This is a genomic window from Bacillus sp. SA1-12, assembly GCF_000981385.1.
Classification (GTDB): domain Bacteria; phylum Bacillota; class Bacilli; order Bacillales; family Bacillaceae; genus Metabacillus.
The window spans coordinates 40940-57362 of sequence record NZ_LATZ01000113.1 but is presented as its reverse complement, the minus strand read 5'-3'; the positions used below and the strand labels follow the sequence as shown (position 1 = coordinate 57362).

General features: G+C 36.3%; 16 protein-coding genes. 7 read left to right on the top strand and 9 right to left on the bottom strand.

Annotation, left to right across the window (positions count from 1 at the left end; all coding sequences use genetic code 11):
• The first annotated feature begins 359 nt into the window (after positions 1-359).
• The 3 genes from WQ54_RS18805 (at position 360) to WQ54_RS18795 (ending at position 2772) form a co-directional block, all read left to right on the top strand.
• Positions 360-782, top strand: coding sequence for an HIT family protein (locus WQ54_RS18805; RefSeq protein WP_046586249.1), 423 nt, complete (start codon positions 360-362; stop codon positions 780-782).
• A gap of 203 nt (positions 783-985) precedes the next feature.
• Complete coding sequence (serC, locus tag WQ54_RS18800) at positions 986-2065, top strand: 3-phosphoserine/phosphohydroxythreonine transaminase (RefSeq protein ID WP_046586248.1); 1080 nt, start codon at positions 986-988, stop codon at positions 2063-2065.
• 182 nt (positions 2066-2247) lie between these two features.
• A complete protein-coding gene (locus WQ54_RS18795) occupies positions 2248-2772 on the top strand; it encodes a tryptophan transporter (RefSeq protein WP_046586247.1) in 525 nt (174 codons plus the stop codon).
• Positions 2773-3086: 314 nt separating this feature from the next.
• Here WQ54_RS18795 and WQ54_RS18790 read toward each other — a convergent pair whose 3' ends face one another.
• The gene (locus tag WQ54_RS18790) at positions 3087-3278 is read right to left on the bottom strand and encodes a hypothetical protein (protein ID WP_046586245.1); all 192 of its coding nucleotides are present in this window, start codon (positions 3276-3278) and stop codon (positions 3087-3089) included.
• A gap of 424 nt (positions 3279-3702) precedes the next feature.
• Between WQ54_RS18790 and WQ54_RS18785 the strand changes: the two genes are divergently transcribed.
• A complete protein-coding gene (locus WQ54_RS18785; RefSeq protein WP_046586328.1) occupies positions 3703-4059 on the top strand; it encodes a YtxH domain-containing protein in 357 nt (118 codons plus the stop codon).
• A 297-nt stretch (positions 4060-4356) separates the two neighbouring features.
• Complete coding sequence (locus WQ54_RS18780; RefSeq protein WP_046586243.1) at positions 4357-4947, top strand: HTH-type transcriptional regulator Hpr; 591 nt, start codon at positions 4357-4359, stop codon at positions 4945-4947.
• A 19-nt stretch (positions 4948-4966) separates the two neighbouring features.
• Here WQ54_RS18780 and WQ54_RS18775 read toward each other — a convergent pair whose 3' ends face one another.
• Positions 4967-5296 (bottom strand): DUF1878 family protein, encoded by a 330-nt coding sequence (locus tag WQ54_RS18775; RefSeq protein WP_046586241.1) that lies wholly within the window; start codon positions 5294-5296, stop codon positions 4967-4969.
• 328 nt (positions 5297-5624) lie between these two features.
• Here WQ54_RS18775 and WQ54_RS18770 point away from each other — a divergent pair, with 328 nt between their 5' ends.
• The gene (locus WQ54_RS18770) at positions 5625-5804 is read left to right on the top strand and encodes a hypothetical protein (RefSeq protein WP_046586239.1); all 180 of its coding nucleotides are present in this window, start codon (positions 5625-5627) and stop codon (positions 5802-5804) included.
• Between the two features lie 162 nt (positions 5805-5966).
• On the opposite strand, the gene WQ54_RS32875 is transcribed toward WQ54_RS18770, so the two are convergent.
• Both WQ54_RS32875 and WQ54_RS33785 read right to left on the bottom strand, forming a co-directional pair.
• Positions 5967-6050: a YjcZ family sporulation protein gene (locus WQ54_RS32875; protein WP_084822163.1), complete on the bottom strand. Its 84-nt coding sequence runs from the start codon at positions 6048-6050 to the stop codon at positions 5967-5969.
• Between the two features lie 107 nt (positions 6051-6157).
• Positions 6158-6244 (bottom strand): YjcZ family sporulation protein, encoded by an 87-nt coding sequence (locus WQ54_RS33785; protein WP_046586238.1) that lies wholly within the window; start codon positions 6242-6244, stop codon positions 6158-6160.
• A gap of 327 nt (positions 6245-6571) precedes the next feature.
• On the opposite strand from WQ54_RS33785, the gene WQ54_RS18760 reads away from it, so the two are divergent.
• Positions 6572-7459, top strand: a complete 888-nt coding sequence (locus WQ54_RS18760) for a peptidylprolyl isomerase (protein WP_046586236.1) — start codon at positions 6572-6574, stop codon at positions 7457-7459.
• 43 nt (positions 7460-7502) lie between these two features.
• Here the strand turns inward: WQ54_RS18760 and WQ54_RS18755 are convergent, their stop codons facing one another.
• The 5 genes from WQ54_RS18755 to WQ54_RS18735 form a co-directional block, all read right to left on the bottom strand.
• Positions 7503-7715: a sporulation YhaL family protein gene (locus tag WQ54_RS18755; RefSeq protein WP_046586235.1), complete on the bottom strand. Its 213-nt coding sequence runs from the start codon at positions 7713-7715 to the stop codon at positions 7503-7505.
• Between the two features lie 105 nt (positions 7716-7820).
• Positions 7821-8765: a 3'-5' exoribonuclease YhaM gene (gene yhaM / locus WQ54_RS18750; RefSeq protein ID WP_046586232.1), complete on the bottom strand. Its 945-nt coding sequence runs from the start codon at positions 8763-8765 to the stop codon at positions 7821-7823.
• Positions 8766-9281: 516 nt separating this feature from the next.
• On the bottom strand, positions 9282-12266 hold the full coding sequence (locus WQ54_RS18745; RefSeq protein ID WP_046586230.1) for an AAA family ATPase: 2985 nt from the start codon (positions 12264-12266) through the stop codon (positions 9282-9284).
• The gene (locus WQ54_RS18740; RefSeq protein ID WP_046586228.1) at positions 12263-13510 is read right to left on the bottom strand and encodes a DNA repair exonuclease; all 1248 of its coding nucleotides are present in this window, start codon (positions 13508-13510) and stop codon (positions 12263-12265) included. The genes WQ54_RS18745 and WQ54_RS18740 overlap by 4 nt, the downstream gene beginning before the upstream one ends.
• 148 nt (positions 13511-13658) lie before the next feature.
• Positions 13659-16187 carry a bifunctional diguanylate cyclase/phosphodiesterase gene (locus WQ54_RS18735; RefSeq protein ID WP_046586226.1) on the bottom strand — a complete coding sequence of 843 codons (2529 nt, stop codon included), beginning with the start codon at positions 16185-16187 and terminating at the stop codon, positions 13659-13661.
• Between the last annotated feature and the right edge of the window lie 236 nt (positions 16188-16423).

Genomic DNA, 16423 nt, shown 5'->3' with positions numbered 1-16423 from the left:
GCATTTACTAAAATGTTAAATGAGGTGTTTGTCAAAGACAATATCCCAAATTTTGAGTAATTTTTCCCTTCTTCAAGAACAGGGTGAGCAGCGTTCACCTTGTTCTTTTTTCTTTTCTTCAAAAAATTATGATAAAATACGATTATCATCAAACATAACATAATAGCTCTGAAAAGGATGTTGAAAATTGTTCTCCCAATTTGATTTTGTCACTTGTTGATTAGAACGTTTTCGCGAGACTCCTGCAGGGAGCATAAGGACAAGGTAACCAAACAGGCGCCTAACGCCGAGGAAGTTCACTGCCCACTCTCTATAAAGTTTTAACAGAGCAAAAAAATGAAAAGAAGGTGTGTGAGGACATGAGTAATTGTATTTTTTGCAGAATCGTCAACGGAGAAATTCCTAGTGCAAAAGTATTTGAAAACGAGCATGTATATGCATTTCTTGATATTAGTCAAGTAACAAAAGGACATACATTGGTTATACCAAAGGTACATAAAGAAAATATTTATGAACTGACACCTGAAATAGCAAGCAAAGTATTCGAGGTTGTTCCGCAAATTGCAAATTCAATTAAAAAGCAATTCCAGCCTGAAGGGTTGAATTTATTAAATAATAATGGTGAAAAAGCCGGTCAATCCGTTTTCCACTATCATATGCACATCATTCCTAGATACGGACAAGGAGATGGGTTTGGTGCAGTTTGGAAAACTCATGCTGACCAATATACACCTGAACAGCTTCAAGAAATTGCAACAACGATTAACGAGGGTATTTCCTAAAAGGGTCTGTCTGTTTAGACCCTTTTTTTACCACATAAAATCACTCTTCGTTTTGTGCCTAACCTCTCGTTTTTACCTTTTAAAATTGATAACGTTTTCCTTTTTATCTTTCACAAAGATGAAAATATTCAGTCTATATTTCCTGCAATTTTCATGTTAGGATATGAGTATTATTTAACGTACAACCCAAGGAGGCAAAACAGTTGAGAGCTTATAATTTCAATGCAGGACCAGCGGCGATTCCATTACCTGTGCTTGAACGTGCACAAAAAGAATTAGTTAATTTCCAAAACACAGGAATGTCTGTAATGGAGCTTAGCCATCGCAGTAAAGATTACGAGGAAGTACACAACCGAGCAAATACTTTATTAAGGGAGCTTTTAGGAATTCCTGACACATATGAAGTCCTATTTTTACAAGGCGGGGCCAGCCTGCAGTTTTCAATGATTCCAATGAATTTTCTCCATGAGAATAAAACAGCTCATTTTATTATGTCTGGGGCATGGTCTGAAAAAGCACTAAAAGAAGCACAGCTTTTGGGAGAAACTCGCATCTTAGCTTCAAGCAAAGATGAGAACTATTCCCATATTCCTAAGGACTATTCTTTAGCTGGGATTGAAGATGGAGCTTATTTGCACATCACATCTAACAACACCATTTTCGGTACTCAATGGCAAGACTATCCGACTAGTCCGATTCCATTAATTGCTGATATGTCCAGCGATATTTTATGCAAAGAAATCGATGTGGAGAAATTCTCACTTATTTATGCAGGGGCACAAAAAAATCTTGGTCCTTCAGGTGTAACAGTCGTTATCGTGAAAAAAGACTTTTTGGAAACAGCACGTACGAATGTCCCTACCATTTTAAATTACTCAACACATGCGAAAAATAACTCTTTATATAACACACCGCCAACTTTTGCAATCTATATGCTTTCTCTAGTATTAGAGTGGGTTAAAGAGCAAGGAGGCGTGAAAAACATTCAAAAAATTAACGAAGAAAAAGCAGGCTATATTTATGCCGCTATTGATGAAAGCGAAGGGTTTTATAAAGCACATGCTACTAAGGACAGCCGTTCTTTAATGAATATTACCTTCACTCTTCCTAACGAAGAGTTAACGAAGGAATTCCTTCAATTAGCAAAAGAACGCAACTTTATTGGTCTTGCAGGCCATCGCTCAGTGGGCGGCTGCAGAGCTTCTACTTACAACGCAGTTCCTAAAGAAGCATGTATTGCACTAGCTGAATTCATGACTGAATTTAAGAATCAACATCAATGATTATTTTTCTAAAAGGGCTGACATAAACCTTAAGAGTCAGCCCTTTTCCCTTTTTACATGGCGAAAAATTCTGTACGTCCTGACATTTTACTGCTATAATATGACTAACTTCTCCCGCATTAGGAAAATAGTTCACTATTGGGGAGAAACTAGTTCATAGTTTAGAAGAGGAGAGTTGAGAAATGAATACAAGAGTGTTAGTTATCCTTTCTTTATTTGCAGCAATTGGAGCCGTGCTTCATATGGTGATTCCGCCTTTTTACCAAGGGATGAAACCGGATATGATGCTGATTATGATGTTTATTGGAATCCTTTTATTTCCTAGTTTAAAAAATGTCACATTACTTAGCATTGTGACAGGAATTTTGTCCGCTTTGACAACATCGTTTCCAGGCGGTCAACTTCCAAATCTTGTAGACAAATTCATTACAGCGTTTGTGTTCTTCGGTTTATTGTTAGCAGTAAAGAAAATAGCGCAAAAAGTAGTAACGGCTACGGTGTTAACTGTAATCGGAACAATTGTTTCAGGAACAATTTTCTTGTCTGCCGCACTTGTTATTGTTGGTTTACCAGGTGGCGCAGCATTTACCACCCTGTTCTTAACTGTTGTTTTGCCAGCAACATTATTTAATGGAGCAGCTATGATCATTATTCTGCCAATTGTTCAAGCTATTTTTAAACGCTCAAATTTAATCACAACTGCATAAGAACTGTAACCCGATCCATTCTGTGATCGGGTTTTCTTTTTATGCTTTTTTGCCAACAGGATTTGTTCTGACAGAGACGAAAGGATGGACCTTTATTCTCTTCCAGGCCGGTTCTGTCCGTCATACATAGCTCGTATGACGGACTTTTCCTTCGCTCCCCAGCACGGTACTGTCTTTCACATATGGCTCATATGACGGACTTTTACTCTGCTTCACTGATTTCACAAGCCACAAGCTGACGTTATAAGTAACCCATAAATTTTAATATCAGTTTTAGTTTCAAGAACTCTCAAAGACTTATTTGCTGCCAAACATTATTGAAAATAAAGCAGGATCACGCCAATAAACAATGCTACTGCCCCTCCTGAAGCAAGAACAGTTACTTTTTGTTTGACAATCTTTTTAGGCGGATAAGATGCTGATTGCTGGAGAAGTTTCAAAAAATGAAAAGCTCCAATAAATAGTAATAAACTAATTAAAAAAAATAAAAAGATCACACCTGCCATACTCATCCCCCTTTAAATTTTTATGCTTTTTTCTAAGTTGCTGACCAATAACTAGTCTGTTGTTTTCCGTGCTGCAATTATCTTAAAAAGGCAGTCCTGGAGCCTCCTGAGCGAATCTTCCCTGTCCTGTTACTCCCCGCAATAATCTAAGTATTAGTTCTAATTACCACACACTGATTCGAACACACTGAAGCTGAAAAAGAAAAGCTAGTTTAACAGACCCCTTTTTAAAAACCTAAACATGTCCATTAATAATACCCTGCGAAATAAACCAAGCCCTTAACTCTTATATAAATAACTATGCCAGGTCCGTTTATTCTATGTATAATGTTTAATGAGGAAAGATTTGGGTACTTTGGTAAGAAGGATGTTTTTTATTAATGGAGAAAATTTACATATACAAGTCATGATTGGAGTGCTGAAAATGTCAAATAACAAATCATTATTATGCGGTTTAGTTGTTGGCGGCATTATTGGAGGAATTGCTACGTTACTGACGGCTCCCTCGTCTGGAAAGGAGCTTCGCGGCCAGCTGAACCTTAACCGTCATAAGCTTCAGGAAACATTAGATCAGCTGAAGTCCGAGAGTATTGCTTTAAAAAATCAAGTGATGATAACAGCTAAAGAAAGCTCTGTTGTCATAAAAGATGTTTCCAATGATCTAAAAAGAACCATTAATCAATTTCAGCAAGAAATCGAACCACATAAAAAAGATCTGCAAAAGGAAATAGAGGAAGTAGAACAAAAAATAAAGCAACTTGAACAAACGTTACAAGCATAGGACAAGAGCCTCTGCTTCAAAACCGCATAAAGACTCATTTTATTAGCTAATCCCTTGTCTATTAATAAAATTTATCCCTAGCTTGGTTTAACATTTGTTCACCTAAATATTTTTGTTTTCAAGTAAAAAGTGTGTAAGACAAAATTTGCTAACACACTTTTTTTATGCCGTAAAGTCTTGATATATAAGGAATTATGAAAATATTTAAAAATTTCGTAAATTTACATCTTTATTAATCTTTATTTTATTGGCATAATAGAGAATAATACATTTTGGGAAGAACAGGGGTGACCGGTGATGAAGCATAATGAAAAGGAATATACAATAAAAGAAGCCTTATTATTTAGTCAACGCGTTGCGCAGCTTAGTAAAGCTTTATGGAAAACGATCGAAAAAGATTGGCAGCAGTGGATCAAGCCCTATGATTTAAATATCAATGAGCACCATATTCTTTGGATTGCTGACCATTTAAATGGAGCTTCCATTTCAGAGATTGCTAAATTCGGAGTGATGCACGTATCTACTGCATTTAATTTTTCGAAAAAGCTTGAGGAAAGAGGCTATTTAGAGTTTTCTAAAAAAGTTAATGATAAGCGAAATACGTATATTAAGCTTACTAAACAAGGTGAGGAAGTTCTTGCACAGCTTTTAGAGGATTTTAGTCCGGATAGGAACTCTGTATTTAAAGGAGCTCTCCCGCTTCAAAATTTGTACGGGAAATTTCCTGAAATGATTGAAATGATGTGCATCATCCGCAATATTTATGGTGATGATTTTATGGAGATTTTTGAACGCTCCTTTAATAATATTGAGGATTCATTTTATGAGGAAAATGGAACCCTTACAAAAAAAGAACGTAAGACGGAACAATTATTATCCTCGAGCTGACATTATATACATGCATCATTCACATGAGGGCAAGAAATTCATTCATTAAAGAGCGATACAAGCCCTGTTTTGACATAGCTTGAACGGTTTCGCCAATTTCAAGCTTTTCATTCAACTGACCTGCAAACTGCGTAAGGAGATCTGTAAAGATCACTAATCCTTGCGCTTTTTGTTCCTCATGGTGAAAAGCAAGCTCATCACATATTTTATATAGTTCCTCTATTTCCCCTCTCGTTAATCCTCTTTCCATGACTAAGCGATAAAAAGGAAATCGGTTGGTTTCAACCATTTGCAATAACAACGTTTGATAATATTCCAAGGTCTCCAAACGCTTTTCTAATGAATCCATGCCTTACCTTCTTTCTAATCACAATTCTTGACCTTTATTGTATAGTATTTCCTGTTAATTAGAAAGCTACAATAGAAAAACGAAAGCATATTTTTACATTTTTCGTAAACAGTTAGATTTATAGTCATTTGATGCAATCTGTTGTTCTTTTTATTATACTGTCTTTGATTTACAAAAAATTAACATCTTACTCGTTATTAATTGATTATAACGGTTGGATATATTTGTAACTTTTTTACATTTTCATCATTTTACCGAGATTCAAAGCTATCTTTTTCATAAATAGTTTGGTAATCTAATATGTATAGTGAGGGAAGGGGGATCTCAAATGTTAATTTTCTTCATTTTGTTTGCAGTCTTTATCTTGTTTTATATAAACAAGCTTACAAATGCTTTATGCTTAGTACGTGAGATTCCTGAAGACCGCCAAACAAAGGTATTTAGAACAATAAATGTTCTTATTACAATTTTGTTAATTTCTTCATACATAGAAATCTTGTTTACCTAAGTGCCTGGCTAGATGAGTTAATATGGCAATATAAAGCTTAATTAATGATCGGCTGTTTCCAAAAGGGTCTGCATCCTTAAGCAAACATGATATAAGGAATTTTAAAATCCCTATATATGTTGTGGGACTGCCCCTTTGTGTGAGACAGCCCCATTTCTCATCTTATAACCATGCTGCACCAACAATGATTAACAAAATGAACAATACAACGATCAAAGCGAATCCGCCTGCGTATCCTCCGCTCATTATGACACCCCCTTTCAATATGCTTACGGTATCCTATGCTGAAAAGCCTATATTTGAATAGGCAACTGCCACATTTATGAGAAAATTATCTTTTTTCCGGTCCTCTTTTAATAAAGATAAGAAGCCCCAATAATAATTAGCAAAATGAATAATACGACAATCAAAGCAAAGTTGTTAGAATATCCTTTACCCATATCCACTACCTCCTTTATCTTTTCAAAATATCCTATGATAAATGTTCCTATTTGTTTGGACGTTTGCCCAGTTCCTTTTAAATTCATTTTGCTGGTTCAGCCCTGCTCTCGGAAAGTAACGTCTAAAAATGTTGAATAACCTTGAAAAAACTTTTTGAATTTGTCACATTATGGTATAGTATTTCTTGTACTATCTTGGAAGGTTGCGATTCTACATCTGAGGCAGTATAAGATTAAAAACGTCTTTCGCCATTTGCACTTGGCACTTAGCCAGGTTTTTCTAATGGAATACAATCTAAATATCATGACTAGGAGTTGTATCAAAAGATGAAAAAGGTAGCAATTGCACTAGCAGCAGCAACAAGCCTCTTTGCTTTAAGCGCTTGCAACAACGGAAATTCAGAGGCTGTTGTAGAGACGAAAGCAGGTAATATTACAAAAGAAGAATTTTACGAAGCAATGAAGGAACGATTTGGTGAAGATGTTCTAACAGAGCTTGTTCATGAAAAGGTGTTAAGCGAAAAATATAAAGTTTCCGATAAGGAAGTTCAAGCTGAGTTTGATAAATATAAAGCGCAATTAGGCGCTCAATTTACAAGTATGGTTGAAATGCAAGGAGAAGATGTTGTTAAACAAATTCTCAAAGTTGACTTACTTAGAAAAAAAGCAGCTGAAGCGGAAGTAAAAGTGACAGATGGGGATTTAAAGGCATACTACGATACGCTTAAGGGCAAAGTGAAAGCCAGCCACATCTTGGTAGAAGATGAGGCAAAGGCAAAAGAAGTGAAAGATAAGCTTGCAAAAGGCGATAAATTTGAAGACCTTGCAAAAGAATATTCAACAGATACAGGCTCAGCTCAAAATGGCGGAGAATTAGGCTGGTTCGGCAAGGGTCAAATGGTGAAGGAATTTGAAGATGCAGCCTTTAAGCTAAAGGAAGGACAAGTAAGTGAACCAATCAAAACAGATTACGGTTATCATATAATTAAGGTTACCCAAACTGTAAAACCTTTTGATGAAATGAAGGAATCCTTAACGGAAGATGTACGCAGCCAAAAAATCCAGCAACCTGACACAGTCCAATCTGCGTTAGATAAAGCGATTAAGGATGCAAATGTTGAAGTGAAAGATGATGAATTTAAGGATTTATTTAAGGAAAAAACAGCAGAATCTGAAACAGATACAGAAAATGAAGCTAATACTGAAGAAAAGTAATAAAAAAGAGGCTGAATTCAGCCTCTTTTTTGCATTAAACAGTTTAGATCGCAGTTTGATCATTTTGAACTTGTTGTTCCAATGTTTCTCGTTTTTTTTGGCGCTCTTGTTCGATTCTCTCAATAAATACTTGCCCTTCCTTCTCGATAAACTCATGATCAATCTGTTTATCTTCCCGAGCAGTTTTAAACGCCATATAACCACTAATAAGGATCCCGATAATACATACATATATCCACCATGGCAATAAAAGCATATATGCTCCCCCTTTTATTACTTGTATAAATGATATGACAAGCCCTTTTATTAAAACTTATGCAGGGGAAGCAATTGTTATTCCAACTATAGATGTGTCAATTAATTATTTATGAAAGGTTGGCTTGTAAAACGATCGATTATCTAATGCAAATACTCTCTCTGTATATTCACCTGGCTTTACTCTTTCAAGGGCGCGATCAAGCATGTTCATCTTTGCATCAAGGTTATCGATATAATGGAGAATTTCCGCCTCCTTAATCATTGGCGGCTTCGGACTTCCCCATTCTGCCTTGCCATGGTGACTCAACACTAAATGCTGAAGGACAATTACTTCTTCTCCTTCAATTTGCAAATGCTCAGCAGCTTTTGCAATTTCATTTACCATGATCGAAATATGACCTAATAAATTCCCTTCTACCGTGTACGTTGTGCTAATGGGACCAGAAAGTTCAATTACCTTACCTAAGTCATGAAGGATGACACCTGAATAAAGCAAATCAGTATCCAGACTTGGATATAAAGAAGCAATAGATTTGGCTAAATCAAGCATTGAGACAACATGGTATGCTAAACCAGAGACAAATTCATGATGATTTTTTGTTGCAGCCGGATATTCCATAAATGCTGTTCCATGCTTTTTTAAGAGATAGCGTGTAATCCGTTGAATTTTAGGATTTTTCATTTCAAAAATATATTGTGTTATTTTATCGTTCATGACATCCTTAGGGACTGGAGCCGTTTCTAAAAAGTCAGAGATATTAACAGTTTCTTCCTCATGCTTAGGACGAATGTTGCGAATCTTTAATTGATTTCGGCCACGATAATGATGGATATCTCCGTAGATTTTCACAATGCTTTGGGGAGCATAGGCGGCCTCATCTTCTGCTGTAGCGTCCCAAAGCTTTGCTTCAATTTCACCAGATGTATCCTGTAAAATAAGGGTCAGGAATGCCTTTCCGTTGCTGGCAATCCCCTTTGTAGCTGACTTAATAAGCAGATGTACATCCACTTGCTCCCCAACATCATAATAGAGTATTCCTTTAGCCATAATCAAAGCTCCTCTCAGTTTTAACAATTTCTCTTTTAGTACAGTTCTTTTTATCATTAACGCGATTTTGGCATTTCCGGCAAATCAGCCTTTGCCAAATGCATATCTTTTTTCTTAAAGGCTGTTTTTCGCAAGCTTAATTATTCATTTACGTGTTCTCTTGAATAAAAGTGAGACTATTAAGGAATTACCCAATGAAGGCATATAATTAACCATGTTTTGTATGACGTCCCGCTTTAATTTGCCTGTTGATTTCCGTTGCAAGCACTCTCTTCCTAAGGCAGGTGGCCACGAGAGCCTCCTTGACTTGCTCAGGTCTCTCCCCTGTCTCGTTACTCCCACAGGAACCTCACTCCTTAAGCTCCAATCATTATAGTGGAAAAATCAACTATGTGCATGACAGCTTTTAAAGAAACAAAAATCTTTTTAAAAAAGAGACTTTTTAAATTATTACTTGTGTATGATTTAGTATAGCATAGGAATCAATTTACAGCTTTAAATCACATAAATCTTTCCTTATCCGGCATGTATCTCTGACAGATTGATAACATGATGGAACAAAGCTGATTTCGCCATATGCTGATGACAGGTAAAGTAAATGACTTGGTTTTCCTGCTTAAGCTCCTGTAAAAGCTTTACGCTATTAGCTGTTCGTTGATGATCAAAATGTACAAAGCTGTCATCAATCATAATGGGTAATCGGATTTGTTCATTGATTGCTTTTATCAATGCTAAGCGAATCGATAGATACAGTTGTTCGGCAGTTGCTTGGCTAAGTTCTTCCGCATAAAAGCTTATTCCATCTTTGCGCTCAACAATAAACGATTGCTTATTTTCAGGTAAAAACACATGCCGATATTTATTCGATGTGAGTTTCTTAAAATAGGCTTCAATATAGGTGATTAATGACGGAAGCTTCGTTTTCCGATGCCGTTCTACTGTTTGGTTTAATAAATCCTTTGCCAGGGCCCGAATCACCCACTGTTCAGCAAACTCCCTTACGATAGCCTTCTCATTTTCAAATGCATGGCGGAGGTGTGAATACATACCGCTTTGTTCCATTTCCTTAAGCTTAATGATTACATTGGAGTATTTTTGCTGTGCGGCCTTTTCATTTTTTACAACAGCTTCTATCATTTTTTCTAACTCAAATAATTTTCCATCAGGATCCTCGTATTCATCCATCTGAATTGTCTCAAAATCAATCTGCTTGTCTGTTTTCAGCTGTTTTTCAATCCAAAGCAGTTTCTTATTTATTTCTTCTCTTTCAAGGTGGCATTTGGCAAGCTTACGGAATTCTTCCTCATCAGCCACGCCAACTTTTGTGATTAACGTCTCCTTTTCCTGCCTCAAAAAGCTCACCTTTTCTGATAGTGTGTTCATCGCTTCAATTGTTTCTGATATACGATCCTTCACTTTCATTCGCTTCTTATTTTTATCAGCTTCTTTGCTGGAAAGGTTCATTAACTCATATACTGCTTCCTCAATCTCAGATTGTTTAATGCCACAAACTTCCTGTGCTTCTGCTACTATTTGTTCAAATTGTTCTAACTCTTCCTTTATTCCTTTAAGCTCTGAGAGAACCTGTTGTTTTTTTAGCAGCAGCAGTTGAATATGCTGCAAAAGTTCAAATGCTTCTAACAAAGCCTCTGCTGATGTATGTTTCTCTAGTTTTAACTGATGCACTAATTGAGCAATTCTCTCTGAATGTTGAAATTGATCTTTTTCCCATTCCTCATAAAGCTTTAAAACACGATCATAGGTTCTTTCATGCTGTTTATGTAAAAGCTCCTCATGATGAATAGCCTGCTTTAGTTTATTATCCTTTTCAAGTAAATTCATCATTTGGGACAAAGATTGATTGTCTCCATCTCTTTCCTCAAGTGATGATAAATCCCTTTCAAGCTCCTGCTGTCTCTCCCTTAAATGAATGATCAAAGGATCCTCTTTTTTCAGAATCCGCTTTAATTGCAGGCATGCTATAATCATACCGCCTATCAGGATACTAACGACCATCCAGTTTTGGTGAGTGACAAAATAAAGGGCGCTTATTAATAATAGGATAGACAAACTGCCAAGCAGAATGCCGCGCTGTTTTTTCTCTTGCCTATGGTCACCTTTTCTCTGTATTATTTTTAAGAGAATTTGCTGATGCTCTGCTTTTAAATGGGAGGGATTCGCCGCTTCTTTTCTAGCAATTTCATTTTCTAATGACGTTCTTTTCTCATCAGGTAAAACATCCTTTTCGAATTCGCTCAGATTCCATTCAGATTCTTCCAATGACGTCTTGGCTTGATCAAATTGTCTGTCTAACATTTCCTTCCGCTGTCTTAAGTGCTGGTCCTCAGTTATTATCTTTTTGATTGCCTCTTTTATCGGGACTGTTGCAGGAATCTTTATCATCTCTTCATCTTGAAGATGGGGGTATAACCTCTGTTTGTAAAGAGCTAATTCATTTTGCAGCTGTTCAAGACTTTGTTCCTTCTGATGTCTTTTTTTGTTTTTTTCCTTATATAATGGAAGCTGTTCCCGCAAAGAGTGAATAGATGGGAGCATTTGCAGCAATGTCTTATTAACAATAAGCTCCTTCTCCTCAGCTTCATATTGCTGAATTTTACTTTGTAAGGAATGAAGCTGCGCTTCCATTGGCTGAAGAGTCAATAACAGATGATCCAGCTTTTTTAACCCATCCTCTGGAAAACCCTCTGTATCAGGAAGCAGCCTTAATTGTTCTAGGCACCAATCTTTTTCCCTGATCATCGGGAGAACTGATTGCAGTTTTTCAAGCTCTCTTTGCCTTGTTACATATCGCTGTTTTTCCGCTTCTAATGAATCGAGCTGTTTTTCTATAGAATCTTTTTCATCTAATAAATGTTGGTACTCATTATTTTTTCGTTTTGCCTCCAGCAATTGGCTATTGCTCTCTTTTAGTTTTGAAAGGGTCTCATTAAGTAACGGTCTTTTTCCGCTAGGCTTATAGAGCGTGTCTTGTTGCCTGATAAGGGAATGTTCAACTGCAAATAGGGCATCCGCTCCATAAATGCTTGATAGAAACAAAAACTTTCCAATTTGATCTGAATTTAGTTTTTGAACCTGTTGAAGCCCGTGTATATCAAACGAGAAAATGGACTTATACGTCTCTCTGTCGATCCCGCCTAGTAATGTTTGTAAATGCTCTTCATTTAAAATATCCCCCTGTTCAGATTTAATTTTTAGTTCCCCACCAGATTTTCCAGGGCGTCTTTCTATTTTTAATCGGATATTGTCTAATGAATTTACAATCAAGTAACCACCATATGCAGCGCCATTTTTTGGTTCATAACGATTTTCGGTTTGCAGTTTTGAAGGGAATCCAAATAGAATGCTATGAATAAAGGACATAATCGTTGATTTCCCTGCTTCGTTTTCACCATAAATGACCTGAAGCTCTGGATCCTCTAATATAATTCTTTGATTCTCAAACTTTCCATAACCATATATCATTAGTTCTTCAATCTTCAAGCCTTCTTCACCTCACTTTGCGCGAGTAATTCTTTATGTATAAGCTGCTCTGCTTCTGCTAATAACTGTTTTTGTTCCTCCAGAGTAAACGCGGCAATATATTTTCGGTAGATTGGATGCTGTGCGAGCGGCTGAATAACCTCATCAAAAGACTGATAGTTTTCAACTGTCATATGCAAATCATTGAAAAAGGAAGAAAGCTTTGGACTTTTTTCAATCAAATCAGTTGTTTGATTAACGATTTTGACTACCCATACAAAAGGGTCATATTCAGCTTCCTCTTCATTAAGAGCATCTATTAAATCGTCAATCGTTTCTTTTGATTGTAGGGAGCGGGATAATTCACCAGCTCCTCTTAATGTTATCGTTAAACAAACTGAGCGTTGATTTTTGCGAAATTGTTCATTTACATTTTGACACGTTCTTATTAATTCTGAAAAACTAGTAAGGCTGGCAATTGAGAGTTCAACAACTTCCCAGATCACTTCCTCTGCGGAAATGAACTCTATATTCGCATCCTCTTCATGCATATCAACTAAATAAAACCCTTTTTCTCCTGACTCCTTACGATGCCTTCCTTGAATATTTCCTGGATACGCAATGAATGGATTTCGTTCATGGAGAATTTGACGCTTATGAATATGTCCTAATGCCCAATAATCAAAATCCTTGCTGAGTAAATCACTGATTTTGAACGGGCAATACACTTCATGCTCCTTATTTCCTTCTATTGAGCCATGGAGCATTCCAATGTGAAAAACAGAATGATTATCTTTTTTCTGATAGTGCGCCGTCATATTTTCCATGACAGAACGGGAAGGATAGCTATATCCATATATATAGGCATATGGGACCTCGCCTTTTGAAAATACCTTCATTTCAACCTGCTTGCATGAGAAAACATGGACATTGCCGGGCCACTCAAGATCCAGCCAATTTCCTCCCATATGATCATGATTGCCATGAATAACGTATACTTCTATACCAGCTTCTGCCAACCGTTCAAATTCCTTTTTCAGCCTTAGCTGTGCCTTTAGACTTCTCTCCTCACCATCGTATAAATCACCTGATAAAAGGACGAAATCAACCTGTTCTTTTATCGCGCTTGAAATTAACTTCGAAAAAGCTAGAAACGTGCTTTCCTTTATTTTTTCAAATAGCTCTGAAGGCAAATGCTTTAAGCCTACAAACGGGCTATCAATATGTAAATCTGCAGCATGGATAAATCGAATTGATTTCCTCATATATTTGTTCCACCTTTATATTTGGACCTGTTCTACCTGTAACCATCTTAATGATGAAAATCTTACTTTATTTTACCATTGTTAGAATGCGAATGCACGTTCCCAACATATAATAATAGGGGCAGCCTCAATAAGGCCAGCCCCTACTTTATCTTGAAGCAACTATACGTGCAAATTCGGTCTCACATAAAGGCATATAAAAGTAATACCCCTGCATAACCTGACATCCATTATTCAGTAGATATTCCTTTTGATGCTCTTTTTCAACTCCTTCTGCAATAATGTCTAATCTTAGACTCCTTGCTAAGTGAATAATCCCCTCTGGAATTTCAGTATTAGAACCATTTTCATCCATTTCTTTAATGAATGACTTATCTATTTTAAGGCTGTTAATCGGTAAATTGCTTAAGTAGCTTAACGATGAATAGCCGGTACCAAAATCATCAATAGAAATGGTTACCCCCAATTGACTTATTTCTTCAAGAGCAGCTTTCGTCTCTTTAAGATTCTTCAGCAAGGTACCCTCAGTAATTTCAATTTCTAAAAGCTCAGGGGGAAAACATAAATCGCTTAAAGCAAGCTTTATACTCTTTATAAACTTAGAGGGTTCTGTAAACTGCTGAGCTGAAACATTTACGGAAATACTCATTCTTTCTAGAAAATTTTTATTCCACTCCATCATTCTGGACATCGATTTCCTTAAGACTAATTCAAACAAAGATTGAATAAGGCCTGATTCTTCAGCAATTGGGATGAAGACTGAAGGTAAAACATACTGATGGTCATGGTCTTTCCACCTTGCGAGTGCTTCAGCACCGATAATTTCCCCTGTATCTCCCTGTACCTTTGGTTGATAGTACACTTCAATGTTTTGATCTTGAATTGCTTTTCTAAGACGTGCTTCAATATGCAGCCTTTCCTTATTTGTATTTCCTTCATTCGGATCATAAATGACTACTTTATTTCCTCCTTGCTTTTTTGCCTTATACATCGCTTGATCAGCATTCACAATAAGCTTGTCTATATCGTTTGTATGGGCGGGATAAAAGCTTATTCCGCAGCTTGCGCCAATATATATCTCCCTATCGTTTAATTCAAAAGGCTGTTTGAGTTGATCGACAATTGTAAAAGCAAAATGACACACCATTTGTTCGTTTGTATCCTCAAGCAAAATAATAAATTCATCACCACCCTGTCTTGCAACAAAGCTAATGCCCTCTGGTAAACAATTCGTTATACGTTCAGAAATAAGTTTTAATAACAGATCACCTGATTTATGACCCATTGAATCATTAATATGTTTAAAACGATCGATATCCATAAAAATCACACCAACGATCCCATTCATCAAATTGGCCTTATGAATCATTTCTGCCAGCTTTTCTTGAACAAACCTGCGATTAGGCAAAGTTGTTAATGGATCATGATATGCCTGGTATTTAATAACCTCCTGACTTTTCTTAAGGTCATCAGTGTAGGTTTTTAAATCATTTGATAATGAATTTATATTTGTTGCCAAATGGCCAAGTTCATCCTTTCGATTCAGGCTTATCCTGTTGTTAAAATGTCCTTGTGCAATCATATTTACATGGTCGGCAATCATAGCTATAGGATTAGTAATTGATTTTGAAAAGACCAAACTTATTAGAATAACAAGAATCATAAAAACAAGTGATGATAAAAGATAATCGATCAATTCCCTGTTTAATTGCTTTTGGATTAGATCATAATCATAGGTTATACCAATGACATATGGTTCCTTTGAATTTAGATCAACGGGGACAAAGGTTTTGATGACATGTTTATTTTTTAATACTTGATTATACCTTTTATCTTTTCCTGATTTTACTGCAGCTTGAATATAATTTGCGTCTTTTTCTTTATTTGTAAATAGATATGTCCCATACCAAATGGGCTGTGCTGAAATACGAATATAGCTATTTCCGTTTAAATGAACAACTTCTTTTTCTTTTCCAAAGTTTTTTGGATTAAAAACGGTTAATTCAAGTACTCCTTCAAGATTTTTCGTTACCTCTTCCATGACATTTCCTGGTCCAAACCGTTTCTCATATTCTAAGACTTCGTTATCTCTTAAATAAGGATTGATAATATAATTTGCCTTTCCATCATAATAATAACCCCATTTATCTGTGTGATCAGGATTACTGGAGGCAACTTCAATTGGACCTGACCAATAATTTGGCAAGGTTTGCCCTTTCCCAACGTTAACCGGTTGTTCGGAAAAAAGCTGCTGAAATGCTGTATACCAGTATCCCCACCCCTTAGTAGACATATTGATTTCATATGGATCTGAAGATTTAATTCCGACAATATCAGTTTCTGTCTTCGTTAAAAGAGTTATATGTGATACCATAAGCTCCGTTGCAAGCTCTTTTAACCTGTCATTGGAAACGTCCTGATGGGTGGATGGGAGTGAATTTCTGATCGCAATTGAAGCAGTTCTCAGTTCCCTGCCGATAATGTTTTCTACATAGAGAGAACCTTCTTTTGCAGTCTCAACCAGATAGGAAAGCTGCTGAACGATCAATGAAATTTCCCTTTCATTCGATGATATTAAGTTATTTTTGGAGCGTATATAATGGAGGGTATTGTTTGCAATTAAAATACAAAGAACAAGTGTTGAAAAAATTAAAGGTAATTTCTTTTTTATAGACATCGGACTACCTCCGTTACCTTTTATACCGAATGAGAAAATTCATAAATTAGAATTCCCAAATATTTTCGTGCTGAATCACCTAATAAATAAAAAAGCAGCATTACATTCGTGTAATACTGCTTTCATTCAAAGTTATTTCCTTCTTTTAATGGCAATATTATTGCCTGATCAATTGCGCGATTGTAACATTTCTTAAGCTAGCCTTTAAAGCCCCTTATAAATTAACTTTGCGGTTC

What these genes read in the sequence shown, in the direction of transcription:
- WQ54_RS18805 (WP_046586249.1), top strand. Translation starts at nt 360, where the DNA reads ATGAGTAATTGTATTTTTTGCAGAATCGTCAACGGAGAAATTCCTAGT.
- WQ54_RS18795 (WP_046586247.1), top strand. Translation starts at nt 2,248, where the DNA reads ATGAATACAAGAGTGTTAGTTATCCTTTCTTTATTTGCAGCAATTGGA.
- WQ54_RS18790 (WP_046586245.1), bottom strand. Translation starts at nt 3,278, where the DNA reads ATGGCAGGTGTGATCTTTTTATTTTTTTTAATTAGTTTATTACTATTT.
- WQ54_RS18785 (WP_046586328.1), top strand. Translation starts at nt 3,703, where the DNA reads ATGTCAAATAACAAATCATTATTATGCGGTTTAGTTGTTGGCGGCATT.
- WQ54_RS18780 (WP_046586243.1), top strand. Translation starts at nt 4,357, where the DNA reads ATGAAGCATAATGAAAAGGAATATACAATAAAAGAAGCCTTATTATTT.
- WQ54_RS18775 (WP_046586241.1), bottom strand. Translation starts at nt 5,296, where the DNA reads ATGGATTCATTAGAAAAGCGTTTGGAGACCTTGGAATATTATCAAACG.
- WQ54_RS18770 (WP_046586239.1), top strand. Translation starts at nt 5,625, where the DNA reads ATGTTAATTTTCTTCATTTTGTTTGCAGTCTTTATCTTGTTTTATATA.
- WQ54_RS32875 (WP_084822163.1), bottom strand. Translation starts at nt 6,050, where the DNA reads ATGAGCGGAGGATACGCAGGCGGATTCGCTTTGATCGTTGTATTGTTC.
- WQ54_RS33785 (WP_046586238.1), bottom strand. Translation starts at nt 6,244, where the DNA reads ATGGGTAAAGGATATTCTAACAACTTTGCTTTGATTGTCGTATTATTC.
- WQ54_RS18760 (WP_046586236.1), top strand. Translation starts at nt 6,572, where the DNA reads ATGAAAAAGGTAGCAATTGCACTAGCAGCAGCAACAAGCCTCTTTGCT.
- WQ54_RS18755 (WP_046586235.1), bottom strand. Translation starts at nt 7,715, where the DNA reads ATGCTTTTATTGCCATGGTGGATATATGTATGTATTATCGGGATCCTT.
- yhaM (WP_046586232.1), bottom strand. Translation starts at nt 8,765, where the DNA reads ATGGCTAAAGGAATACTCTATTATGATGTTGGGGAGCAAGTGGATGTA.
- WQ54_RS18740 (WP_046586228.1), bottom strand. Translation starts at nt 13,510, where the DNA reads ATGAGGAAATCAATTCGATTTATCCATGCTGCAGATTTACATATTGAT.
- WQ54_RS18735 (WP_046586226.1), bottom strand. Translation starts at nt 16,187, where the DNA reads ATGTCTATAAAAAAGAAATTACCTTTAATTTTTTCAACACTTGTTCTT.